At 61.2% G+C, this 24,192-nt stretch carries 17 protein-coding genes and 1 pseudogene; 4 read left to right on the forward strand and 14 right to left on the reverse strand.

What is annotated here, in order from left to right; translation table 11 throughout:
* Nucleotides 1–53: 53 nt before the first annotated feature.
* Nucleotides 54–839, reverse strand: a complete 786-nt coding sequence (locus EP30_RS04300) for a methyltransferase domain-containing protein (RefSeq protein ID WP_140556478.1) — start codon at nucleotides 837–839, stop codon at nucleotides 54–56.
* A gap of 232 nt (nucleotides 840–1,071) precedes the next feature.
* Here EP30_RS04300 and EP30_RS04305 point away from each other — a divergent pair, with 232 nt between their 5' ends.
* Nucleotides 1,072–1,707 carry an HAD family phosphatase gene (locus EP30_RS04305; RefSeq protein WP_140556480.1) on the forward strand — a complete coding sequence of 212 codons (636 nt, stop codon included), beginning with the start codon at nucleotides 1,072–1,074 and terminating at the stop codon, nucleotides 1,705–1,707.
* Nucleotides 1,708–1,875: 168 nt separating this feature from the next.
* Here the strand turns inward: EP30_RS04305 and EP30_RS04310 are convergent, their stop codons facing one another.
* The 8 genes from EP30_RS04310 to pyrB all read right to left on the reverse strand — a co-directional run bounded on the left by EP30_RS04310 (nucleotide 1,876) and on the right by pyrB (nucleotide 8,873).
* Nucleotides 1,876–2,112 (reverse strand): hypothetical protein, encoded by a 237-nt coding sequence (locus EP30_RS04310; RefSeq protein WP_094665423.1) that lies wholly within the window; start codon nucleotides 2,110–2,112, stop codon nucleotides 1,876–1,878.
* Nucleotides 2,113–2,215: 103 nt separating this feature from the next.
* Nucleotides 2,216–2,914 carry an orotate phosphoribosyltransferase gene (pyrE, locus tag EP30_RS04315; RefSeq protein ID WP_140556483.1) on the reverse strand — a complete coding sequence of 233 codons (699 nt, stop codon included), beginning with the start codon at nucleotides 2,912–2,914 and terminating at the stop codon, nucleotides 2,216–2,218.
* A 31-nt stretch (nucleotides 2,915–2,945) separates the two neighbouring features.
* Nucleotides 2,946–3,908, reverse strand: coding sequence for a dihydroorotate dehydrogenase (locus EP30_RS04320; protein ID WP_140556486.1), 963 nt, complete (start codon nucleotides 3,906–3,908; stop codon nucleotides 2,946–2,948).
* Nucleotides 3,899–4,747 carry a dihydroorotate dehydrogenase electron transfer subunit gene (locus tag EP30_RS04325; protein WP_140556488.1) on the reverse strand — a complete coding sequence of 283 codons (849 nt, stop codon included), beginning with the start codon at nucleotides 4,745–4,747 and terminating at the stop codon, nucleotides 3,899–3,901. The genes EP30_RS04320 and EP30_RS04325 overlap by 10 nt, the downstream gene beginning before the upstream one ends.
* Nucleotides 4,744–5,832, reverse strand: coding sequence for an orotidine-5'-phosphate decarboxylase (gene pyrF, locus EP30_RS04330; protein WP_181160788.1), 1,089 nt, complete (start codon nucleotides 5,830–5,832; stop codon nucleotides 4,744–4,746). Before pyrF ends, EP30_RS04325 begins: the two co-directional genes overlap by 4 nt.
* Nucleotides 5,833–5,924: 92 nt before the next feature.
* The gene (locus EP30_RS04335) at nucleotides 5,925–7,343 is read right to left on the reverse strand and encodes a dihydroorotase (RefSeq protein WP_140556491.1); all 1,419 of its coding nucleotides are present in this window, start codon (nucleotides 7,341–7,343) and stop codon (nucleotides 5,925–5,927) included.
* 82 nt (nucleotides 7,344–7,425) lie between these two features.
* On the reverse strand, nucleotides 7,426–7,845 hold the full coding sequence (locus EP30_RS04340; RefSeq protein ID WP_094665413.1) for an aspartate carbamoyltransferase regulatory subunit: 420 nt from the start codon (nucleotides 7,843–7,845) through the stop codon (nucleotides 7,426–7,428).
* Nucleotides 7,845–8,873 carry an aspartate carbamoyltransferase gene (gene pyrB, locus EP30_RS04345; protein ID WP_140556494.1) on the reverse strand — a complete coding sequence of 343 codons (1,029 nt, stop codon included), beginning with the start codon at nucleotides 8,871–8,873 and terminating at the stop codon, nucleotides 7,845–7,847. The genes EP30_RS04340 and pyrB overlap by 1 nt, the downstream gene beginning before the upstream one ends.
* Before the next feature lie 258 nt (nucleotides 8,874–9,131).
* Here pyrB and EP30_RS04350 point away from each other — a divergent pair, with 258 nt between their 5' ends.
* On the forward strand, nucleotides 9,132–11,156 hold the full coding sequence (locus EP30_RS04350; RefSeq protein ID WP_140556497.1) for a sodium:proton antiporter: 2,025 nt from the start codon (nucleotides 9,132–9,134) through the stop codon (nucleotides 11,154–11,156).
* A 61-nt stretch (nucleotides 11,157–11,217) separates the two neighbouring features.
* On the opposite strand, the gene brxL is transcribed toward EP30_RS04350, so the two are convergent.
* Nucleotides 11,218–13,419 carry a BREX system Lon protease-like protein BrxL gene (brxL, locus tag EP30_RS04355; protein WP_258185362.1) on the reverse strand — a complete coding sequence of 734 codons (2,202 nt, stop codon included), beginning with the start codon at nucleotides 13,417–13,419 and terminating at the stop codon, nucleotides 11,218–11,220.
* A gap of 45 nt (nucleotides 13,420–13,464) precedes the next feature.
* Complete coding sequence (gene pglZ, locus EP30_RS04360; protein WP_308810403.1) at nucleotides 13,465–16,260, reverse strand: BREX-1 system phosphatase PglZ type A; 2,796 nt, start codon at nucleotides 16,258–16,260, stop codon at nucleotides 13,465–13,467.
* A gap of 15 nt (nucleotides 16,261–16,275) precedes the next feature.
* Between pglZ and EP30_RS11070 the strand changes: the two are divergent.
* Nucleotides 16,276–17,253 (forward strand): annotated as a pseudogene (locus EP30_RS11070) (ISL3 family transposase).
* Here EP30_RS11070 and EP30_RS11315 read toward each other — a convergent pair.
* Nucleotides 17,172–17,654: a BrxA family protein gene (locus tag EP30_RS11315; protein WP_181160791.1), complete on the reverse strand. Its 483-nt coding sequence runs from the start codon at nucleotides 17,652–17,654 to the stop codon at nucleotides 17,172–17,174. The pseudogene EP30_RS11070 and the gene EP30_RS11315 sit on opposite strands and share 82 nt — an antisense overlap.
* 108 nt (nucleotides 17,655–17,762) lie before the next feature.
* Nucleotides 17,763–18,872, reverse strand: a complete 1,110-nt coding sequence (locus EP30_RS04375) for an ATP-binding protein (protein ID WP_140556504.1) — start codon at nucleotides 18,870–18,872, stop codon at nucleotides 17,763–17,765.
* Between the two features lie 250 nt (nucleotides 18,873–19,122).
* Here EP30_RS04375 and EP30_RS04380 point away from each other — a divergent pair, with 250 nt between their 5' ends.
* Nucleotides 19,123–20,904, forward strand: a complete 1,782-nt coding sequence (locus tag EP30_RS04380; RefSeq protein WP_140556507.1) for a sigma factor-like helix-turn-helix DNA-binding protein — start codon at nucleotides 19,123–19,125, stop codon at nucleotides 20,902–20,904.
* Nucleotides 20,905–20,989: 85 nt separating this feature from the next.
* Here the strand turns inward: EP30_RS04380 and EP30_RS04385 are convergent, their stop codons facing one another.
* Entirely contained in the window at nucleotides 20,990–24,094 is a 3,105-nt protein-coding gene (locus EP30_RS04385; RefSeq protein ID WP_140556509.1) for a bifunctional [glutamine synthetase] adenylyltransferase/[glutamine synthetase]-adenylyl-L-tyrosine phosphorylase, read from the reverse strand.
* Between the last annotated feature and the right edge of the window lie 98 nt (nucleotides 24,095–24,192).

The raw sequence follows: 24,192 nt of genomic DNA on the forward strand, positions 1-24,192 counted from the left end.
CCGCCCATATGCGAGCCTGGGCATGACTGCCGCACATGACAGCGCGGCAACGACTACCAGCGTTTGGTGGCGATAAAGAAGAACCGGCGGAAGTGCAGGATCACCTCACCATTGGGCTGCGGCTTGTATGCGGAGTTCACCCGCCACGTCACCTCGCGCTCGAACTCCCTGGACAGCTCCCCGCTGGGATCGCGGTCGTCGAGCGCATGCAGATACACCTGCATGCGAGCGCCCTTGACCCATTCGACCAGTGCGTCCGCCGATGGCATGCGGTGGTAGTAGGTGGTCTCCCATTGGGTGAAGTCGGCGCTGACGGCGGCGAGGATGTCGAAGTATTCGTCGGGCTGTAGCGTGCCGTTGCGTCCGGTGAGCATGTCGCCGAGATTCCAACGGGGGTCGCAGGCCACTTCGTTGATGATGTTGAACAGGCGCATGTGGCCGACCATGGGGATCTGCACGGCGAGGACGCCACCGGGGTTGAGTGATTCCATGAGCTGCGGGATGAGCAGTCGGTGTCCGGGGATCCATTGCAGGCAGGCGTTTGAGAACATGAGATCGTATCGGCCGTGCAGATGGTGTACGTCGCCGAGGATGAAATCGATGCCGGGATGGTTTTCCTTGGCGCTGGCGATCATGTTCGGCGAATTGTCGATGCCGAACAGTCGGGCGTTGGGGAACTGTTCGCGGAGCACGGTGGTGCTGTTGCCCGGTCCGCATCCGAGGTCGGCGATGATGTTGGGGCCGGGAATGATCTGCCTGACGCGACGTGCCAGATCGACGGAGGGCTGCGTGCGTTCCGCTTCGAACTTGAGATACTGTGCTGAATTCCAATCGGACATGATGGGCTAGACACTCCTTCGGCCCCGATGCCGCTCGTTCGGCATGCCTTCCTTTAGCTTACTCTGTGCCATCGCCCGGATACAGGCCCGCATATTGGAGTGTTTCGTTCCTGTGTCCGGCTTCGGCGAACCGGTCGTGTAGCTCAATGGGCGGAATGCGATGGTCGTGCCTCATGGGTGCGCATTACACTGTCAGACGATATCAATCCGTTCCGAGCAAAGAGGAATTCGCATGAGCAACGACTCCCCCATCACCGACGTCATCTTCGATTTCTGCGGGGTGCTGCTCGACTGGCAGTGCCGCGCATGCCTGGAGGGACGTTTCCCGCAGGAGACGGTCGACGCGATCTGCGCGGACGATGATCCGCATGGGTTCTACCGGTATGAGGATCGTATGGATGCCGGTGAGGACTTCGCCGACATCTATCCGGATGTGGTGCGCGAGCAGGGTGAGGAGATCGCCGGCATCTTCCGCTATTACATCGATCATTACGCCGATGCGCTGCCTCGCATGCTGCCCGGTATGGAGCAGCTGCTCCGTGATCTGAAGGCCGCCGGCTACGGTGTGTGGGGGCTGACGAACTGGTCGCATGAGACGTTTCATCTGGCGTTCGAGAAGTTCCCGCAGATCGAGGAGCTGCTTGGCGGCACCGTGGTCTCGGGTGTGGAGAAGATGCACAAGCCGAATGCCGACATCTACGAGCTGGCGCTGGAACGGTTCGGCCTCCGCGCCGAATCCTGCGTGTTTTTTGACGATACCATGCGCAACGTGGTCGGCGCCGAGGTCGTGGGCATCCGCACGTTCCGGTTCACCGATGCCGAGCAGGCCCGCCGTGATCTCGCCTCGGTCGGCGTGCGGCTCGGCTGAGATCCACGATCCGCGCGAACAAGCGGAACCGGGCAGAATGACAACAGAGCGGAGCCGCTTCTGCCATACGGTCCCATCCATGACATTCATGGGTCACATGTGATGAGACGTCGACATGGCAGGCGAACTCCGCTCATATCATCCGAGAATGGCCGTTTACCTATCGGCTTACCGGTGGATGGACTCCCTGAGTGCGTCCTTGACGGCGACCTTGGTGATCGCATACTGCAGGTATACGCCCACCACGATGCTGGCCACGGTGATCACGGCGGTGACCAGACCGGGGATGAGCTTGTCCCGGTTCGCCTTGAACGGGCAGACGCGGCAGTCGTCATCATCGTCGATCAGTTCGGCGTCGTACAGATCCTCGTCCGGATCGGTGTAGGATGCTTCGGCGTCAGTCATGTATCCTCCTTTGCATAGCGTGAACCGTCGATGTCAATCTTACCCATCGACGGTTCACGATTCCGGATACGCCATGCCCCATTACGGCGGATACGACGGCCGGTCAGGCGCCGTACTGGTCGAGATAGGCGTCGGCGGCGGCCTTGATCCCGTCGGTCACATAGGGTTCGCCGTTGGTGGTGGCGATGTGGCGGCCGGCTTCGAAGATCTCACGCACGTTGGCGATGGCGAACACCGGGAAGCCGAATTCGGCCTCCACCGCCTTGACCGCGGAGGTGTCGGAGTCCTTGGTCTTCTCCATGCGGTCCACGGACAGCACCAGACCGACCACATCGACATCGGCTTCGGCCTTGAGCTTCGGGATCACCTCGCGCACGGCGGTGCCGGCGGTCATCACATCGTCGACGAGCAGCACCTTCATGCCGTCGGTCAGCTGGGTGCCGACCATCATGCCGCCGTCGCCGTGATCCTTCTTCTCCTTGCGGTCGAACGTGTATCCAACCTCCATGCCATGGGCGCTTGTCAGCGCGATGGCCGTGGACACGCCCAGCGGAATGCCCTTGTAGGCGGGGCCGAACACGGTGTCGATGTCGGCGGGAAGGTTTCCGGCCTTGATCTCGTCGGCGATCTTCTCGGCGTAGAACGCACCCAGCGTGGCGATCTTACGGCCGTCGTTGAACGCGCCGGCATTGATGAAATACGGGGACTTGCGTCCGGACTTGAGGGTGAATTCGCCGAACTTCAAAGCCTGCGATTCCAGCAGGAACTCGGTGAAGCGGTGGTCAAGGGATGTGGTGGTCAAGGGATGCTCCTTTTGTCTGATGAATGAACGATTATCGCCAGGTCTTGCCGGCGGCGAGCTTGGCGGCCAGTTCGGGACGGTCGTCGAGCAGGGCGTCGAGTTCGCGGGCCACACGCAACGGTGCGATCGGATCGAACAGCGCCGCCGCGCCCACCTCCACGGCGTTGGCTCCGGCATACAGGTATTCGAGCGCCTTCTCGCCGGTGTCGATGCCGCCGATGCCGATGATCGGAATCTCGGGAAGCGCGGAACGGACCTGCCAGACGCGGGCCAGGCCGATCGGCAGCACGGCGGGGCCGGACACGCCGCCGGTCACGTGATCGATGATCGGTTTGCCCGTGCGCGTGTTGATGCGCATGCCGACGATCGTGTTGATCAGGCTCAGCGCGTCGGCGCCGGCCTCCACGGCGGCACGCGCGGGAACGGCGATGTCGGTGACGTTCGGGGTGAGCTTGACGATCATGGGCTTGTCGGTCATCGCGCGCAGACGGGTGATGAGCTTGCTCAGGGCGACCGGATCGGTGCCCACGCTCATGCCGCCATGGCTCACGTTCGGACAGCTGACGTTGATCTCCAGCATGTCGGCCGCGGAATCGGCGAGCTTGGCGACCACAGCCGCATAGTCGTCGTCACTGTGTCCGGCCACGTTGGCGACCACGTTCGCGCCGATCTTCTTGAGCTTGGGAAGATCATCGACGAGATAATGGTCCACGCCGGGATTCTGCAGGCCCACGGCATTGATGTTGCTGGCCGGCCCCTCGGCGGTACGAACGCCGGGGTTGCCCTCCCATGGTATCGGGGAGACGCCCTTGGTGCATACGGCGCCAAGCTGGCTGACGTCATAGAACCAACGGACGGCGGCATACTGGAACGTGCCGGAGGCCGTGCCCACCGGGTTCTTCCACGGTACGCCGGCAACCACGGTAGAGTGCCGCCACTCGTACGGCTCATACAGGTCGATCGGTGTCGTATCGCTCATCGTCATCACTCCCATCCCAACTGTTCACGGGTGAACACCGGGCCGTCGGCGCACACCTTGAGGCGGCCATCCACGGTGTCGGTAGTGCACAGCACGCAGGTGCCGTACCCGCATCCCATACGCTGTTCGAGGCTGAACTGGCAGGGGATGTTCCGCTTGGCGGCCCATGCGGCGATGGCCTTCATCATCGGCATCGGTCCGCAGGACAGGATCACCGGCGGCAGATCGGAGGCCATGAGCTCCCCCTCGATGCGGTCGAGCACGGTGATCACATTGCCCTCGGACTCGTCGATGCTGTGCACGACATCCGCGTGACGCGCCACGATGTCGTCGGCGAAATGATGGTTCCGGTATCCGAACACGGCGGTGGAGCGGGAGCCCTCCAGCCCGGCGATATGCTGGGCGGCGGCGATCACCGGAGGCACGCCAAGACCGCCGGCGACAAGCACGTAGTTCGCGGTCTGCTTGGTCTGGAACGGACGGCCGAGCGGACCCATCACATCGATCACATCACCGGCGTGCAGCTCGGCGAACTGTCGGGTGCCCTCCCCCACCACGGCGAAGATGAAACTCACCTCGTCACCGTTGATCTCACCGATGCCGAACGGGCGCGGCATGAGACGCATGGGGTCATGGGTGAAGAAATCAACGAACTGCGCCGGCCTGCCATGCCTGGCGATATACGGGTCACGGATGGTCATGAGCATCACGTTCGTGTCAAGCTCACGCATGCCGGTGATCGCCACCGTATGCCGCGGCGGGAACCAGCCATGTTCGACGGCTGAAGCGACGAGGCGCTCGCTGGCGTCGAGCTTCGCCCGATCCGCCGTGGAGATGAAGACATCCGCGCTCATCGACGAACCTCCTTCAGGGCCGAGTTGAGGTCCTCGCGCATGGCGATCGCCGCGGCGCGGGCGCTTTCGGCCACGACGTGCAGCGCATCGTCGACGCCAAGCTCCTCGTCATAGTCGGGGTTGTTCCTCCATGCGCCGATGATGCCACGGGAGGAGTTGACGATGGCACCGGAACCATCGGCGTCGAACATGCGAGCCACGTCGGCGGCGGTGCCGCCCTGAGCGCCATAGCCGGGAACGAGGAAGAACGTGTGGGGCATGCGCTCACGCAACCGGGCACCCTCCTCGGGGTGCGTGGCGCCGACCACGGCACCGGTGCGGGAGTAGCCGTGGTCGCCGATCGTCTCGGCACCCCAGCCTTCGACCAGATCGGCCACATGCTCGTATACGCGTCCGCCACCGGCCAGTTCGAGTTCCTGGATCTCGCTGCTGGACGGGTTCGAGGTGCGCACGAGGATGAAGATGTCCTTGTCGTGGGCCGCAGCCGCGTCGACGAACGGGGTGATGCCGTCGGTGCCGAGGTACGGGTTGACGGTGACCGCATCCTCATACCATTCGGATCCGAACTGGAACTCGTCGCCGTTCTCCTCCACGTCGTCGATCCGCGCGGCGTTGGCTTCGGCGTTGCGCTCCACGTTCTCCACCTCGTCGGGATCGGCCACGTCCGCGAACTTCAGCGGGAAGCCGCTCAGATGGTGGGCGTACGCCTCGGCCGTGGAGCCGATGTCACCGCGCTTGACGTCGCCGAGTACGTACAGACCGTTGTCCTGCGCGTACTTGCAGGTGCGGGCGTACATCCACAATCCGGCCTCGCCGAGCGCCTCATACATGGCGATCTGTGGTTTGACCGCGGGAACGATGTCCTTGACCGCGTCGATGATCGCCGTGTTGAACCTGAGGTACATGGCGGCGAAGTTGATGGACCAGGCGGCTTCCGCCCCCATGGGGTTGCCCATTTCGCTTTCGCTGATCGTCGCCTCGCGGGCGTTGTCGATCAGTTGCTTGGGCAGCAGCGCCGGCTTGGGGTCGAGACCGACCACACTGGGGTTGTCCGCGGCTGCGATGGCGTCGATAAGTCGATCCACGGTGTTTCCTTGTTCCTTTCTTGCTGTCTGCTCTGACCGTCTGCGTCGTCGTTCCCGCTCCCGCCCGCCGTTGTACGGCCGGGATGGTCCGGCTAGCGTCCGATGCGGCTGAAGACGAGCTTCGGCCCGATGATGGTGGCGAGCGGGCGGCCGGTCACCGACCAACCGCCAAACGGGGTGTTGCGGGCCTTGGAGTGGAACCGTTCCGGGTCCACGGTCCATGCCTCGTTGGTGTTGAGCACGGCGAGGCCGACTCCTGCGGCCGCAGTGGGGTCGATGGCGCCAAGATCCAGCACGCGGTTGGCGACCGTGCCGGTCTCCGGCTTGCGTCCGCCGAGCAGTGCGCTGATGTCGGTGGGTTCGTGGCCCATGAGCCGCATCGGCGCCACGCTCATCAGTTCGATCAGGCGCTCGTCGGGGATGAATCCGCCGTCCACGAGCACCTTGTGGCATACGCCGTACGCGCATTCCAGTCCGATGATGCCGTTGGGCGCCTCGAGGAAGCCGCGTTCCTTCTCCTCGAGCGTATGCGGTGCGTGATCGGTGGCCAGCATGTCCACCGTGCCGTCGGCGATGGCCTCGATGGTGGCACGACGATCCGCTTCCGAACGCAGCGGCGGATTCATCTTGGCGAGCGTACCGTACTTGAGCAGCGCCTCGTCGCACAGGGCCAGATAGTGTGGCGCCGTCTCGCAGGTGATCGGCAGTCCCTCCGCCTTCGCCCTGCGGATCGCGTCGAACGAGATCGCAGTGCTCACATGCTGGAAATGCACGTGGACGCCGGTTTCACGGGCCTTGGCGATGTCACGTTCGACGATCCTGAGCTCCGTGTCCTCCGGGATGCCCGGTACGCCAAGCTTGCGGGAGACCGGACCGTCGTTGACCGCGCCGGTGTCATGATGTTCGCAATGCTCGATCAGATAGAGTCCGGATTCGCGGGTCATGGCGAACACGTCATCGAGGATGCCGGGCGTCACCGCCGAACCGTCGTCGCTGATCGCGGTGACCGGATGGGCCAGCTGATAACGGTCCTTGGCCGCATCGTCCTGTCCGAGCATGTGATGGCGCCAATGATCGAGCTCGGTGGCCTCATGCCCGGCACGCCCCTTCGACGCACATACGCACAGGTCGTAGCGTACCGGCAGATCCACCTTGTGGACGGCCTCGTAATGCTGCAGGTAGTCGATGACATCGGTGCAACCCGCATCAAGCACCTCTCTGGCGCCAGGGGCGTCCGGATCGTCGAGCGTCTCGCCGTCCATGGCGGGAACGGTGTTCGGCATGATAAGCACGTCGGTGTATCCGCCGGAGGCCGCCGCCGCGCATCCGGACACCATGGACTCCTTGTAGGTCTGTCCGGGATCGCGGAAGTGAACGTGCGGATCGGCGAAGCCGGGCGCGAGCGTCATCCCCGCGGCATCATATTCACCGTCGGGCATCACCCCGTCGGGAATCGTCAGATCGATGGTCTCTCCGGTGTCCCACACCGTGATGTCGCGCAGGGTGATCATGCGCCGTCCTTTCCTATGTCCGTTGGATCCATGACCCGTACTCGGTCCCGTCGCCGTCGGACGGACGGGACCGATACGTCGGTCAGAGTTTGGCTTCCTCGTCGCAGTAGTCGCAGCGGTATTCCACACGCTCCGCGTTCGACAGGTGGAAGCGCTGCTTGATGCCACGCTCGATGGTGGTGACGCAACGCGGGTTCACGCAGGTGATCACGTTGGTCACATGCTCGGGCAGCGTCGGCGAGAGCTTTTCGACGATCCTGCCGCCATGGACCACGTCGACGGTGGCCTGACGGGCGACCAGGCCGAGCACGTCGAGGTCGATGTCCACATCGCCCTCGATCTTGATGATGTCCTTCGACTTGAACTGGTGGCTTGTGGCGTTCATGATCAGCGCCAGACGCGTGGTCGACGGATCGATGTTGAGATAGTTGAGCACCTTGAGCGCCGTGCCCGCCGGCACGTGGTCGATGATGATGCCTTCGCTGATGCTGGTCACCTCCATCAGGCGGCCACCTCCTTCATGTTGACTGCGTCGATTCCATCGGGGTCGAATCCGGGGAGCTCATCGCCCAGCACCGAGCATTCCAGGGCCATGCGCATGAGCATGCCGTTCTTCACCTGTTCGAAGTACGCGGCACGCGGATCGTCATCCACGTCCACGGAGATCTCGTTGACGCGCGGCAGCGGATGCAGCACGGCCATGTCCTTCCTGGCCAGACGCATCTTGTCCTCGTCGAGGATGTACGTGTCGCGCAGACGCAGGTAGTCGTCCTCGTTGAAGAAGCGCTCCTGCTGCACGCGGGTCATGTACAGCACGTCGAGGTCGCCGATCACGGAGACCAGATCCTTGACCTCCACATAGGTGCAGCTGTCGGTCTCCTTGATGCGGTCGATCACGTACTGCGGGGTCTTCAGCTCGTCGGGGCTGATGAGCACGAAGTTCACATTGCCGAAACGGCACAGCGTCTCGATGAGCGAATGGACGGTCCTGCCGAAGGTCAGATCGCCGCACAGGCCGACGGTGAGGTTGTTGATCCGCCCGAAGCGCGACTGCAGGGTGCACAGATCGGCCAGGGTCTGCGTCGGGTGCATGTGGCCGCCGTCGCCGGCGTTGATCACGGGGATGTCGACCGCGTGGGACGCGACCAGTGCGGCACCCTCCTTCGGATGTCGGATGGCCACCACGTCCACGAAGTTCTCGACCGTCTTGAGCGTGTCGGCGATGGACTCGCCCTTGCTCACCGAGGCGAGCTGCGCGCCGGCGAATCCGATCACCTGACCGCCGAGACGCAGCATCGCGGTTTCGAAGCTCAGACGGGTGCGGGTGCTCGGCTCATAGAACAATGTGGCGATGACACGTCCATCGCAGGTGTGTGAGACCAGTTTGCGATTGGCATCAATGTACTGCGCCTTGCGCAGCAGCAGTTCGATCTGCTCTGTCGTCAGATCATCGAGCGTCACCACGCTTTTACCGATGAAATCCTTGCTCGGGGAGGAGTTGGAGCTGGCTTGAGCAGCTGATAATGACATGCGCACGCCTTTCTGAAACGTCGGATCAAGGCGGCCACAACATCGTCGCGACCTAATCAAGTCTAAGGGGTAACGGGGACGATTAGGACAAAAATAGGACACGCGTTGTTCAGCTTGGGTTTACGGGGTATTTTCCGTAAGCCCATGACGAATTCATCTGATGTCGAAACATCAGACTGTTAGAGTCGAAATGCGCGGAGAGGATCGCTTTCCGCAACGAGATGATGAGACAATGAGACTAGAGGGATTCTTTTCGCCATGGCTGTACTCACGTTGGTACTGGAGATTCTGATCGCCGTTCTGATTTCTTCGGCTCTCAGCCATTTCATACCACGCGTGTCCACGCCTCTGGTCCAGATCGCGCTGGGCGTCTGCTGGTACTTCACCCCGTTCCTGCCGAATCTGGAACTGGATTCGGAACTGTTCATGGTGCTGTTCATCGCACCGCTGCTGTTCCTTGAGGCGCGCAACGTCCCCAGACGCGAGGTCGCGAAGAACCTCGGCCCTTCGTTGTCGCTGGCGATCGGACTGGTCCTGCTGTCGCTGGCCGTGACCGGCGTGACCCTGCACGTGCTGTGGCCGGCGGTGCCGTTGGCCGCCGCACTGGCGCTCGGCGCCGCACTGGGACCGACCGACGCGGTGGCAGTCGCCTCACTGGGCAAGGAGGCCAAGCTCACCGACCGTCAACTCAACGTGCTCAGGGGCGAAAGCCTATTCAACGACGCGGCCAGCATCGTCGGCTTCCAGTTCGCCTGCGCCGCGGCGCTCACCGGCACGTTCTCGATGTCCGAATTCGCCGGCGGCATCACCTTCAGCTTCTTCGGCGGCGTGACCGTGGGCGTGGTCATCGGCTTCCTGTTCAACCATCTGGTCCTGCTGCTGCGCCGATACCGCATGGAAACGATGACGCTGCGCATCGGCATCGAGATCCTCATCCCCTTCACCGCCTATGCCGCCGCCGAGCATCTGCATGTCTCCGGCGTACTGTCCGTGGTCGCCGCCGGACTGCTCATCACCTTCCAGCGCTATGGCTTCGGCAGCGACATCGCCCGCACGAACCTGGTGTCGAACTCGGTATGGCAGTTCGTCGAATTCACGCTCAACGGCTCCGTGTTCGTCCTGCTCGGCATCGAACTGCCGATCGCCATGCGCGCCAGCTGGGAGAATCCGTCCGTCAGCAGCCGGATGCTCGTGCTGGCGGTGGCGGTGCTCACCGTGGTGTCCCTGGCGATCCGATTCCTGTGGATGGCCGGCATGCTGCGCGTGACCAAGGATGCGACGACCGGCAAGCGCCGTCCCATGACCAAGGACCGTTGGCACAGTGCGGCGGTGATGACGTTCGGCGGCCCGAAGGGCACGATCTCGCTGGCGCTCGCCTTCACGCTGCCCTACGGGATCGATGAGGCCACGCATATCCCGCTGCGCAGCGCCCTGCTGTTCATCATCTCCGGCTACATCGTCGTCTCGCTGGTGTCGGCCAACATCGTACTGCCGCTGCTCGCCCCCAAGGACGACGACGCGCAGGGCGAGGAATACGCCCGGGTGAACGTCGAGATGCTGCGTCGCACGCTCACCAAGATCGCCGAACTCGACACCCCGGACACGCACACCGAGGTCCGTGCCGTGATGCATTCGTACGGCGAGCGCATCGACCGTGTGAAGCTGGCGGTGCCGCAGGAGACGGTCAAGCGTGAGCAGAAGGTGCGGATGACCACGCTTGAGTGGGAGCGTGAGTGGCTGAACCGGCTGGTCGAGGACCATCCCGAGAAGGAGGAGGCTGCCGAGGAGCTGCTCGGTCGTCTGAACACGTCGTTGAATCATATGGCCGGTCCGAATGGGCATCATATTCAGATCCGTCAGGCCAAGCCCCGTCGTCAGCTCGCGATTCTTGTCCGTCGCGCCTGGGCGGTGATCGCCCGCGTGGCGCCCGGTCTGAGCTCCAGCAAGGTGGATATGATGCGTGCCATCCAGATCGAGCTGTTCAAGGCCACGATCGCCCACCTGCAGCGGGAGGTGCTCACCGATGTGGAGAACGCGGAGATCATCGCCCGTCTGATCGGCGAGTATCGTGCCGCGTTGAGCAGTCTGCATACCAAGACGTCGTCGCTGGTGAGTCTGCAGACGTTGCCTTCGCGTCAGGGTGTGGCGGATATTCGCACGCAGACGTTCCGGCTGGAGTTGGAGACGATCCGCGAGATGCTTGACGAGGATGAGATCACCCGCGCCCAAGCCAAGATGATGCGCCAGAACGTGTATCTCATGCAGGCCGACGCGGTGTTGTAGCCGGCTGCGGGACAGAGGAAGGAGCACCAGCCCGGAATCTCCGAACTCGCCCTTACTCCCCCTACTTCGTCGGCGAATAATTCACCGTAAAGTTCCGCACCGCCCGCAGCGCCGGCATGCGCAGCAACGGACTGAACCAGTCAGCCTCATAACGCTGGTAGATATCCAGTCCACGACCAAAATCGATCACCCATCCCGTTTCGGTCCTGATGGAACGATCGTGGATGGAGCCGCTGAATTCGTATGAGAACATAATGCCCAACTGGTGATAGTTCTCCTGAATCTGCGCGAGGTCGTTGTCCTGTCGGTCTTCCGGCGGGTTGTCCCGCCCTGTGATCAGGTGGACGTGAATCTCCTCGGATCGGTCGCTGAACCGCAGCACGGTCTCCAGAAACTCCGCCAGATTGCGGATCTGGTAGGGTTTGCGGATGAACGCGTCGCATATGGTGATGTTCTTGGCTCCGTAGATCCAAGGTCCGAATAGCTTGTCGTAACTCACGCCGTGCTGCCCCTCCTGATATTCCTTGCGGCCGGGCTTCGCCTGCAAAGCGAGCCGTTCACGCGCACTCAGTTTCGGCTGAGACGCGGGCTGAGGCTTCACATTCCCAGAAGAGACGGATTCGGTTCGGGAGACCGAGGACTGCATGGAGCCGCCATCCGAGGATTCAGCATCGTCCCCTGCCGGAACATCGTCCGTCTCATCTTCCGGGACGCCACGCCAGTACAGTCGCGGATATTCCGTCTCCTCCAACGTGTGCACGGTGGTTGCCTCGTCGGCGCCTCGGCGCGTGTAGGAGAAGTCCACTTCCGCCATGGTGGAATCAATACGGCACAGCTGGTCCTTAACGCGCTTGCGTCCTTCGATGGCGCAGCGCAGCAGTGGTTCCATTTCATCCGCGTTGGCTTCCCCCGTCGGGTAAATGAGTTTCATCAGGCCGGAGAACGTCTTACGAACACCGTCCTTGTCTCGCGTACTCAACGATGACGAAAGGGTGAAATATCGTTCGTATGTTCCCCCATAGTCCACGTTTCGGAGATTGTGCAGGATTTCCGCCAGATAGTCGACTACGAAACCGTAATCGCTAGTGAACATCTCCCCGCGGATCTGCTCGAACTCCCATCCGGGCACGTAGTAGTGGATGCGGTCGAGGAACGCGGGATCATGATACTGCTTGGGAAGTTCCTCGAACAGGTCGGAGTTCTTGAGCATATACGGCACGTTGTGCGACGTGTTGCCTACGAACACCATGGAGGCCTCGCCCTGCATCATCTCCCTGCCGCGAGAGAACGACTTGTTGGCCATATAGTTCTTCATGATGTCGACGAGCGCCTTGTCGGCACGCTTCGCCTTGCCTGCAAACTCATCGAACGCCACGATGTCCCAGTATCCGACCAGCCCGATCTTGTTGTTCGCGTTGTTGACGAACAGTTTCGCGGCGGTCACTTCACCGCCGGAAATAAGCATGCCGTGCGGCGAGAATTCGGAATAGATGTGGGATTTGCCCGTACCTTTGGGACCGAGTTCGATGAGATTGTAGTTGCGTTCCACGAACGGGATCATGCGCACGAGATGCAGCAGCTTCGCCCGGAGGCCGAACATGTCGGGATTAAAACCGATCGATTGCATGAGAAGGTCGATCCACTCCTGCGTGGTGAACCGGGAGCGCAGCGTCAGGTAGTTCTTCCGATCATCATGGGACATCTGCACCGGGACGAGCTTTAGCAACTGCCACGGCACCTCATGCGGGTCGCCGGAATACGCATAGCCAAGGGCACATTTGCACCATACGCCCGCGACCAGCAACTTCGGATTCCTCTTCACCACAGCGGGATCAACCGTGACCCCGCTGATCCCGAGATTCGAGAACGAGGCCTCATACCGATCATATTTCTCGTTCAGCACCACCTGTACACGGTCGATGATGCTGTACCGTCCGAGTTCGCGAATCTTCGACTGCACCAGATTGGCTTCCTCGCGGTGAACGTAGTGGTCCGCGAGAATCTGACGCACCCGGTTCACGCCCGCGTCGAGACTTGCCGCATCCGTGGTGGCCGCATACTGGCCGATCAGGTATTCGAGCACATACGAGGGCACCAGAGCGTTGCCTTTGATCTTGCCGACCAGATCCTTGCGCACGGTATATTCGGGGAATGCGTCGACGATTTTCCGATCGAGTCCACTCGAGACGGACGGAACCGTCTCCGAGACCTCCGTCGCATCGTGATCCCGCTGACCTTGCATCGCAGTGTCCAGGCTTGTCATATCTCAACCTTCATTCGTTTTGCCATTGTGTCCGAATCGCGTTCGTCAGAAATCGATGCCGTCGTCGAAGAATCCTCGACGCAGCACGTAGTCGGCCTTCTGCTCCAACATACACCGCTGACTGCTTCCGGGAATCGTCTCGAATACCAGCAGCTCCACCGTCGTGTTGTTGAATCTGTCGGCGTCGCTGGTCAGCAGGAATGTGGCGAGAACATGGCGTTCCCTCGCCTCCGGACTGTTCGACAGGAACGTCACCGGCACCTCATTGGAGATGGACACGGCATTACCGTTTTCACGACCATACAATCCCGCGAACACCGTACGCTGTGTCACCTTGTCCTGCACCGGCTCGGTCTGCAAGAATTCGACGGCCAGCTGACCGGTGGTGATGCTGTCGGTCTGCTGCAGGATGCAGAAGTCTACCGGTCGCACGTCCTCCGAAGCGGAGCGCCCCTTACTGATATGCACCACCGGCACCACGATCTCCGGCAGTGAAGCCCCGCCGTGCACGTATCTCACACCACGTTCCTGCATACGAAGCCGGTGGATCGCATTGGGGATCTGCACGGTCACGCTTTCGTCCTTGGGATCGTCCAGTCCGAGCTGGTCGGCTGTGAACGTGGTAAAGGACGGGGATTCGGCGAGGTTCGAGCCGATGACGAATCGCCGCTTCCTCTGCCATACGATATCGCCCTGCGGCTGCACGCTCAGCCATTCACTGTCCACCACGTCGTGATCCTGATACAGGAATCCGTGGTCCGCAGTGACGATCATGTTGGTCACGTTCGCGTTCGCCAGTTTTTTGACAAGGCTCACCAGTTCGCCGACGCACTGCTCGCAGGCGTCGAACGTATCCTCTTCCTTGTTCTCGCTGATCTTATCGATGACGTTATGGAATACGTACAGCGCGTTGCATGACTTCACCAGCTCGCGGGATTCGTCACGGCTGCGTTTGATGAAATCCTCGTAGGTCACAGCCTTGCCTCCCACCTTCGCCAGAATCGCAGCGCGGTTGTCAAGTCCCTGCGAAGAAGCACCCGCCACAAGCACGGTGGAGTGTTCTCCCACCGGGTTGAATGCCAGCGTCTTGTGCGGCAGCAAGGCCGCCATGCCCAGCTGCGTGTACGACGGCAGCACACCCAGCTGGGCTTCCGCCCGGGCGCTCCAACGGTTCTGCGAGCGCAGTCGTTCGGCGAATGATTGCGCTACCTCATAGCGCAATGCGTCGGAGATGATGACGGCGATCTTCCTGCCTGCGTTGACCGTTTTGCTGATGCAGCGTTCGTAGAAGTCCTGCTGCGTGGGTACGTCGTCGATGTCCCAATGGTCGAGAATGTCAAGCTGTCGCTGCCAGACGCCTCCCAGATGCGACTGGAACAGCGAATAGCGGTGCTCCAGATTGTCGCGAATGCCTGAGCATTCGATTTGGCGGGTGCTGTTCTTCCACGCGCATACAAACAGTCGATATGCCTGATCGACCAGATACAGTCGCTTGGCATACAACGTGAAGCCCTGTTTCGGCGAGTCGATATCGTCCATGAGTGGTTCGTTCTCATCGAGCAGACTACGTAGTCCACTTGCCGCACTGATGGCTTCATAATCGTCTTGGTAGTCGTTGTACCAGAGTCGTGGCTCTCGTTCCCGGATGATGTTCTGCACGTCCTTGTGGGATATGGATTCGTTGCCGACGCACTGATATAGCAGGGTCACGATCTGTTGGTCCACTTCGCCGAACAGGCCGTGTTCAGCGAGTTCCTGCAGGGACATGGCGAGGATCTCCCGGTTGAGTCCGAGTTCCTCGCATGTTTGTTCGGCGAGGTTTTTGAATGTTGCGGTGAAGGTGCGATCGTTACGCCAGTTCTCGAAATCACGACGAATGTTGGCGTACCGGTCCGAACCGGTGCCGTCCTGGGTGAAGTCGTTCCATGCGAGTCGGAACAGCCAGATCACGAAGTCCTTGACGGTCGGCGATTTGTCCTCACCCATGGGAGCAAGATCAAATGGAAAATCCACGGGAAGATCTCCCGGGCACACGTATCCGTAGATACCGCATGTCCCCTTCCAGTGAAAGTCGGACAATCCCGCCTGCTTGATGCGCTCGATGCCTTCATCATTGCCGTCGGTGTACTGTTCGAGCAGACGTCGCCAGATGTCCTGAAGGCTATGCTTGCCGTCGGGCAGGTCGAGCAGTACGGCGATCATCTTCGCCTGCATGACGCGTGCGTCATCGTTTGCGGTCAGACGCTTCGCGAGCGCTGTCACGTCGTCGTCATTGTCGAAGAACGGTTTGGTCTGCTTCATCACATCAAGCCACGCCTCACGGGTTTCGCTGCCGGCGTCCCCGGGCAGGGTCTCGTTGAGGATGAGCATGAGCTTGTCCGCGGAGAATATGGGTCCGTAGGCGAGTTCGAGGTCGAGGAGCCAGTTGTTTTCGAGCCTTCGCCAGTTTGTGTGGTGAGTGTGCGGGTCTTGTCGTCGGGATTTGCGTATGCGGGTATGGAAGGGGCGTTCGCCTGTATGGTTTGTTTCCGCCAAGAAAGTAAAACCGAAGAACAGGGGAACGCCTGTGCCAACCATATCAGCCGGCGCGCTCAAGCGCATGCTGCACCTGCCCGCCAACGTCGTGTCTCCACGCCCCGCGTCGAGGACGACCCGCGTCACGGGACCGTCGTCATCGTGCCGGTGCGCCCGCACGTGGGCGATATGGACCGGTGCGCGAGGCGCGGCGGGCATGGCCGGCCGTATGACCGTCTGCCCACGCGACGATGGCGGCATCTCGACATCGGCTGCGCGAGGCTTTTCCTGGAGTACGCGCCGCGGCGCGTGGCCTGCGCCGGGCATGGCGTGACGGTCGCGATGGTGCCGTGGGCGAGACGCAGGAGCGCGTACACGTATGACTTCGAGCAGCAGGTCGCCTGGCTGAGCGTGCACGCGCCCAGAAGCGCCGTGTCGGCGCTGATGCGCATCGACTGGAAGAGCGTGGGCCCCGTGTGCAGGAGGGTCGCCGACAACCTGCGCGCCGAACAGGGCGCGGGCCTGTTCGACCGTCTGCGTTCCATCGGCGTGGACGAGACCAGCTACAGAAAGGACCACAAGTACATGACCGTGGTCGTCGACCACGACCGCGGGCGCGTGGTCTGGATGCACCAGGGTCATGGGGAGAAGGTGTCCGACCTGTTCTTCCGGACGCTCACCGAGGCGCAGCGCGCCTCCATCCGGGTGATCACCGGCGACGGGGCGCGGTGGATCGACGAGTGCGCGTTCCGCTGGTGCCCGCAGGCCGAACGCATCCTCGACGGGTTCCACATCGTGTCCTGAGCCACCGACGCGCTCGACAAGGTCCGCACCGCCGCATGACGCGAGGCCAGAAAGGCCGGCACGGCCCGGAAGGGTGCGAAGGACCCGATCAAGGGCGCCAGATGGGCGCTGCTGAAGAACGAGGGCGACCTGACCGCCGGACAGAAGGCCCAACTGGAATGCGTCGCCAACACCAGCGAGACCCTCTGGGAGGCGTACAAGCTCAAGGAACGCCTCAGGATGATCCTCAAGCAGACGACGGACGAGGCCGCGCCCCTGCTGCGCCAATGGGCCGCCGACGCGTCCCTGTCCGGCATCCCGGGATTCGTCCCGCTCGGAGAGAAGATCGCCAGGCGCCACTTCGACATCCTCACAACCATCCGTTCCGGACTGTCCAACGCCAGACTCGAGGCCATCAACAACAAGATCAAGACCACCATCAAGATCGGCTACGGCTACCGCAACCTCGACAACCTCATCAGCCTCGTCATGCTCAAATGCAGAGGACTCAACCCCACACTCCCCGGACGCCAATAACCAGCAGGCACAACCAACGACTCACACCCACACAAACACCCGAAGAGCCTCTTTTTGAGCACGAACTGGTTGTAATCCTCATAAGTCACGTTCGGCACTCCCAGCAGATAATGATCGCGCAGCACCTCGTTGGCGAACTCACCCACCAGTTCGTAGTATCGACACATCGCCACCCACATGATCGCATCGCAGTCCCCGACCGGGGTATCCAGCGCGGCAAGGTATCGCAGTTCAACCCCGGAAAGCGTACCAAGCCGCTTGATCGCCTCCCTGGCAATGCGCTTGCCAGCGGACAATGTCCTGACACCGAAACGGCCATCCTCCAGCACGATCAGACGGGACTGTTCCCAATCCCCGCAATCCAGAAACGCTCTGGCAACATCTATGCCCTGCCGCGTCAACAGCCCCCCCCGACCGTGAACGATAAATGATACCGATCCGCCACCATCACGCTCCTTCTCAATTCACACGAATGTTTCAGTGTACATCCCGAATCATCGATATGACGATCACGCCGCGACGCGACGCAGATATTCCCGAAGGAACGGCACGGCAAAGTCGACCTCTCCTCGTTCGGTCTCCCGGATCACATAGGCATCAAGAAGCCGCTTACGGTAGGTGGCCGCGTAGTTTGCGCTTTTTCCCATGCGCTCGGCGACCTCTGCCGTGGAGACAGGACCATCGGACTGGGACATCGCTTCCAAATACTCCCTGTCCCTCCGGGACAGTCCATGCAGTTCCGGAATGCAGACGGCGTTGTCAAGGTCTTTTCGAGCTTCGACCAGACCATCATGGACATCCTGATCGGATATGGTATCGGAATCACGTAGATCAGCGGCATCCCAGATGTGGTATCCGACCAGCTGAATCATATATGGATATCCGGCAGTCGACTGGGCCGCCACTTGAAGTTGCTCTTCAGTAATGGTCATGCCGGATGTCTCAAATGTTGTTGCAAACGCCGACCGAACCTCGTCGATTGGAATGTCCGTAAGAACGTTAGTCCTTGCTCGACGTAGGAATGTGATCACTTCGTCATTGAACAGATCGGAGACCATTTGCGGCAATCCGGCAAATACAATGGCGATGTTGCGTCGCTCACGGATCTGATGTTGTATTGCCGTGGCTATGGCGATCATGTCCGAGCGTTCCGCGGCCTGCGCCTCATCGATCGAAATCAATAGCCCTGCGTGACGTTTCTCCAACGAGGACAAACGTTCCGCCATCGCTTTGCGTAAGGTCTCCGGCATACGCTTCGGAGAAAGTTCGGCCTCTCCCAAGCTGACTCCAACTCCGGCAAAGCTCAATGACGGTCGGATACTCAGACGATCCAGCGCCGCATCCCTAGCGCGCAGTTCATTGACCAGACGTTCGCACAATCCTTCTGACGCGGTCTCCTCGATAACATCCCACTTACGGGCACGCGCTCTGTCTCCGAATACGGTAAGCATGACCGTCTTACCCGTTCCCCGAGCTCCCGTAATCAGCATGATACGTCCAGGAGCGCCTACCCCATTGTCAAGGCCTTTTTCAAAATCGCGTATGATACGCTTTCGCCCGATGAGTAGCGGCGGTTCTCCTCCAGCCGTAGGTTTGAACGGGTTTTCTTTGACCCTCATACCGTTCCTTCCAAGTGCACCGGTCTTAGTTCGTCTCAATATCAAAAATATCAAAAATATCAAAAGAATCAAAAACTCTGAAAGTACCCCTGGCACAGGGGTTCCACTTCACTACCCGGAGACAGCAATGTTCGGCTCGGACCCCTCTGAAGTAGCGTTTCCGTCGACGCCCAATCCGGCCGAACCGTAAATCACGCATTACCATGGAATACATTGTCTGCATCCACCGCATACGGGAGGGGACTTTTCCATGGTCGACGACGTCATGGCCATTACGAACTTCAATGATTTCTGCGCCGATCTGGTCAATGTGGCGCAGTGGGCGAAAGCCAACGGCTTCGATCACACGACTCTGGTCACCGTCAACGCCGACGTCGCCGAACGGGCTCCGCAGGAGATACGAGATGCAATATCGCGCATCAACCTCGCCACGACCGATGTGATCGCCGACCCGGACGATTATTCCAACTTTCTCAGTGAGGAGGACCTCGAGGCGATCGACGACCTGTCGTCCGATGATCCGTATGCGATCGACGATGGGACCGGCATTGATGACGGCCCCGAGGTGATCCGTTCGCTGTATACGTTCCTGTGCTCATGCGATCAGCGGCGTATGGCCATCCTCTCGTCACGAGTATTGGCCGACGATCCGAAGACCTTGGATGAGATGGGCAAGGAGCAGGGAGTGACGAGGGAACGTATTCGTCAGCTGGAAAAGGAGTTGAAGACGCAGCTGACGTCCATCATCGCCGATTCGGACACGATGACGCAGTTGCGTGATCTGTTCCGTCAGGAGGGAGAGATCCTGCCTCAGGACAAGGCCTTCCAGCATATGCCACTGCTTGTCGAGAATGTTCCCATTGTGGACGTTCCGCTGTGGCGTCTGGTTCAGGAGCTTGAAATGGAACCGCGGTTCGAGATCGCCGATGGTTGGATGGCGGCACCGTCCATCGACGATGCGAAGCATTTCGTCAATGAGACGCTTGGTGCCGATGCGAATGAATTCGGCGTGGTGCGTATCGGAGGCAACGCGTCTCATGCGCAATCCGATCATATCGACGACAGTGCCCGCAATCTGCAATTGTGGCTGCGGTACTGCGGGATGACGGTCGTGGATGATTTCGCGTTCATTTCCTGTCGAAGCGTGGAGGATTTCACGGCCGCGCTGCTCTATGTCAAGGATCGTCCGCTGACACTGGAGGAGATCGCCAACGCCGATCCCAGGAGGAGGAACGTCAGTTCCCTGCGAAACGCATTGGCGAAGGACGACCGTGTCATTCGGGTAAGCAAGGACAAGTATGGATTGTCCGTATGGGGGATGCCCGAATACTCCACCATTCGCGGGGAGATCCAGCGGATCCTTGACCGCAACGGAGGTTCCGCCGATCTGGACGATCTGGTCCGTGAGATCGCCGGACGGTCCGGGGCATCCGAGAAAAGCATCATCTCCTATGCCTCCATCCTTCCCTTCCAGACCGCACGAGGCGTGGTGACCAGGGCCGGTGACGAACGGATGAAGGCGGACAATGATCCGTACATGGCGGCACGTCTGTTCCGGCACCATGATGCATGGATGCTGCGCATCACGTTGACCAAGGACCATCAGCGAGGAAGCGGCAGCATTCTCCCACTGGCGATGGCGAACGTCCTCGGCATCGATTTCCAGGGGGAACGTGTGCTGCGGTCCCCGTTGGGAGACCAGCACGTGTACTGGAACGGCATGAGTCCGAGTCTGGGGACCATCAAACGGTTCTTTGGCCCATACGGGTTGCTCGTGGGTCGGCAGGTGTTCCTCCGGTTCGGCGACGACGGCACCTTCGACATCGTACCGATGACCATGCCTACCGGCATCCCCTTGCATGACGCGTTGGCCATGTCCGCGTGCGGTGATTCCGTCGATCCGACTGACGCCATCACCGCCATAGCACACGCGATCGGACTGGCTGACGATTCCACCACGGATACCGTCATCGCGCGACTGCGCAAACGCGGCGACGACGACATCGCGGATCTGGTGGATTCCGCGGTATGACAACGGACGGCGCCATGCTCGCCGTCCGAGTCAGGGAGGGCCGTGCACCGAGATTATTCCGATGCGCGGCCTTCCCTTTCCGTCACTACTCCTCGTCCTCCTTGCCGTAGAACAGACGATCGGTCACCTCGCGGCAGCGGCGCATCACGCCGAGCAGCTCGTTCTCGAAATCCTGTCCTCGATGGGCGGGACGCTTAAGCACGGCCGCGATGCCACCAAGCGAATAGGCGTCGTCGGGCAGTACGTCGGCGCGGTTGGCTCGACCGGACCACAGGTAGTTCGCGTTGCGTGCGTTCGTGGCCATGGTCCACGCCTTGCGTAACGTGGCCGCGTCATCCTCCCCGACCACGCCAAGCCGTTCAAGCGTATCCAATGCCGGCAACGTGGAAACGACCCGCAACTCGGGATGTTCGCCCGCAGTCTGCAGCTGCAGCAGCTGCACCGTCCACTCAACATCCGAAAGACCGCCCTTGCCGAGTTTGAGATGACGTTCGCGACGTACGCCACGCGGCAGACGTTCGGCCTCCACACGGGCCTTGAGCCGGCGGATATCCATCAGCTCGGCGTCGGTCAGACGCGCGGACGGGTACCGCAACGGATTGACGATGGTTTCCAGAAAGTCCTGGGCAAGAGCCTCGTCCCCGGCCGCGTAACGGGCACGTAACAGTGCTTGATGCTCCCATGTGCTGGCCCATGACGTGTAGTATTCGCGACAGGATTCGTAGGATCGCACCAGCGGCCCGTTCTTGCCTTCGGGACGAAGATCGAGATCAAGCTCGATCTTGGCCTCGGTGGAGATCGGCCCCATGAGAATGCGACGGAGGTCATCCACCACGTTCTTGGCGAAGGTGAAGGCCGACTGGTCCTCCACTCCCCCGTTCGGCCGGTAGATGATGATCACGTCGGCGTCGGAACTGAAATTGACCTCGCGTCCGCCATATCGTCCCATGCCAATGACCGCCAGTTTCGCCGGAGGCTCGTCATACCCCTGCTCGCCGCACTGGTGTTCGATCGACCAGCCGAGCGCGCAGTCGATCAGCGCGTCATACACGGTGGTCATGGCGTCGAGACTCTGCATGTCGTCGATGACGGAACTCATCCAGCCCAGCCCGATGCGTTCGATCTCATGACGACGCATGGCACGCAGCACGGTTGCGAAATCATTGATCCGGTCGCGGTACCGGGTGCGGGCGGCATGACATTGGATGTCCAGACTGTCCCGGGTACGCGGCTGCATGTCCTCGTCATGGCCGAGCCACGTCACCGATTCCATGGACTTGTTCATCGCATCGCCCAGATACCGGGAATTCGACAGGATATGGCACAGGCGCTGTCCGGCGGACGCGGAGTCGCGGAGGAACCCCAGATAGTCGCTGCCCTGACCGAAGTTCTCCTCAAGCTTGCGCCACGTCAGCAACCCCATGTCGGGATTCTGGCCGTCACCCAGCCACTGCAGCACGGCAGGCAGGATGATGCGGTTGATCTTCGCGGAACGGCTGATGCCGCTGGTGAGCGCCTGCACGTGACGTACGGCGCTTTCCGGGTCGGCGAATCCGATCGAGGCGAAGCGCTCACGCGTGGCCTCCGCGCTCAGTGTGATCTCGTCCTCGCCAAGCGTGGCGATGTTGGGCAACATGGGACGGTAATAGATGTCGAGATGCAGTCTGCGCACTTCGCGTCGCGTGGCGTCATACCGTTCGATCAGCTCCTCCGGATGCATGCCGAACGCGCGGGAAAGCCGCCGAAGTTCCGCATTGTTCTGCACCGCGTCCCGGTCGAGCTGGCGCTGCGTCTCGATGCCTCCCGCGTTGCCCTTGCCCAGATCCGGGAACAGGTGGGTGCGTTTGAGCGCCCACATCTGCTGACGGTGTTCGAGCACACGTTCGAAACTGTAGTCCACGGCGAGACGGGCTGCCTGCTTGCGAGAGACATAGCCGCCGCCGGCGAGCGCCTGGAGCGAGTCGAGCGTGCTGGCCGTGTGCAGGGCCTCGTCGGTGCGTCCGTGGACGAGCTGCAGCATCTGCACGGTGAATTCCACGTCTCGCAGGCCGCCTCGGCCGAGTTTGATCTCCCGGTCCTTCTGCGCCTTGGGGATGAGATCCTCCACGCGTTTGCGCATCTGCTGGCAGTCGTAGACGAAGTTCTTGCGTTTGGACGCCGACCAGACGAGGGGTCGTGTGCGATCGTAGTAGTCCTTACCCAGTTCGGGGTCTCCTGCGACTGGTCTGGCTTTGAGCAGTGCTTGGAATTCCCAGCTTTCCGCCCATTTGTCGTAGTATCCCAGATGCGAGTCGAGGGTGCGTACGAGCGGGCCGTCCTTGCCTTCGGGGCGTAGTCCGCCGTCGATCTGCCAGAGTACGGGTTCGGCGACGCCCATGACCACGGATTGGCAGACGCGCTGCAGGGTGACGCCGAGTTTGGTGCCGATGCGGATGAGCTGTTCGTGTCCGAGTTCGGGATCGGCGGGTTCGACCACGTAGATGAGGTCCACGTCGGAGACGTAGTTGAGTTCGCGTGCGCCGAGCTTGCCCATGCCGATGATGGCGAACCGGCATCGTTCGCTGTCGGCGACCTCATGCCGTGCGATGGCGAGTGCGCCTTCGAGGGCTGCGTCGGCCAGATCGGACAGGCATCGGCTGGTGGTGGGCTGGATGGTGAGCGGATCGGCTGCGGTGACGTCCTTGGCCATGATGGCTACGAGCTGTTCCCGGTAGCAGCATCGTAGTTCGGTGGTGGATTCCGCGATTGGTTTGTCGCTGATGGGCGTGGCGACCTGTGGATCGGCTCCGATGCGTTCGAGTATGGCCTGACGTCGTTGGCTGCGGTTCCACAGATGGGTTTCGTATCCGGTGCCGGTGGTTACGGCACGGATCAGGTCCGGACGGTTGAGCATGAGTCGGCCGATTTCGTCGGACGCTCCGAGTACGGCGACGAGACGGGATAGGCCGTCGAGTCCGGTGAACAAGGATTCGAGGGGATTGCCGGACTCGTGCGTGTGCTGGGCGAGTTCGGTCACATGACGCAATGCGGTGTCCGGGTCGAATGCGGAGGACAGGGCTTCGAGCAGTTCCGAGCGGTAGTATCCTTCGACTCCGAGGGATGCGAGGGTGGTGAACAGTTCCTGTGCCCGGTTAAGGTCGGAGATCCCGGCTCTGATGATCTCACGCAACGGCAATCGTGAAGCTTCCATGGTGTTCCATTCTACCGGCCGGCTTGCCGGTCAGGGGTTTGCATCGCCGTGTCCTTATGGTTGTTGCCATTCGTGCGTATATGAGCTGTTGTGTATAT

The sequence above is a fragment of the Bifidobacterium sp. UTCIF-39 genome (assembly GCF_006408715.1).
GTDB classification, from domain to species: domain Bacteria; phylum Actinomycetota; class Actinomycetes; order Actinomycetales; family Bifidobacteriaceae; genus Galliscardovia; species Galliscardovia tissieri.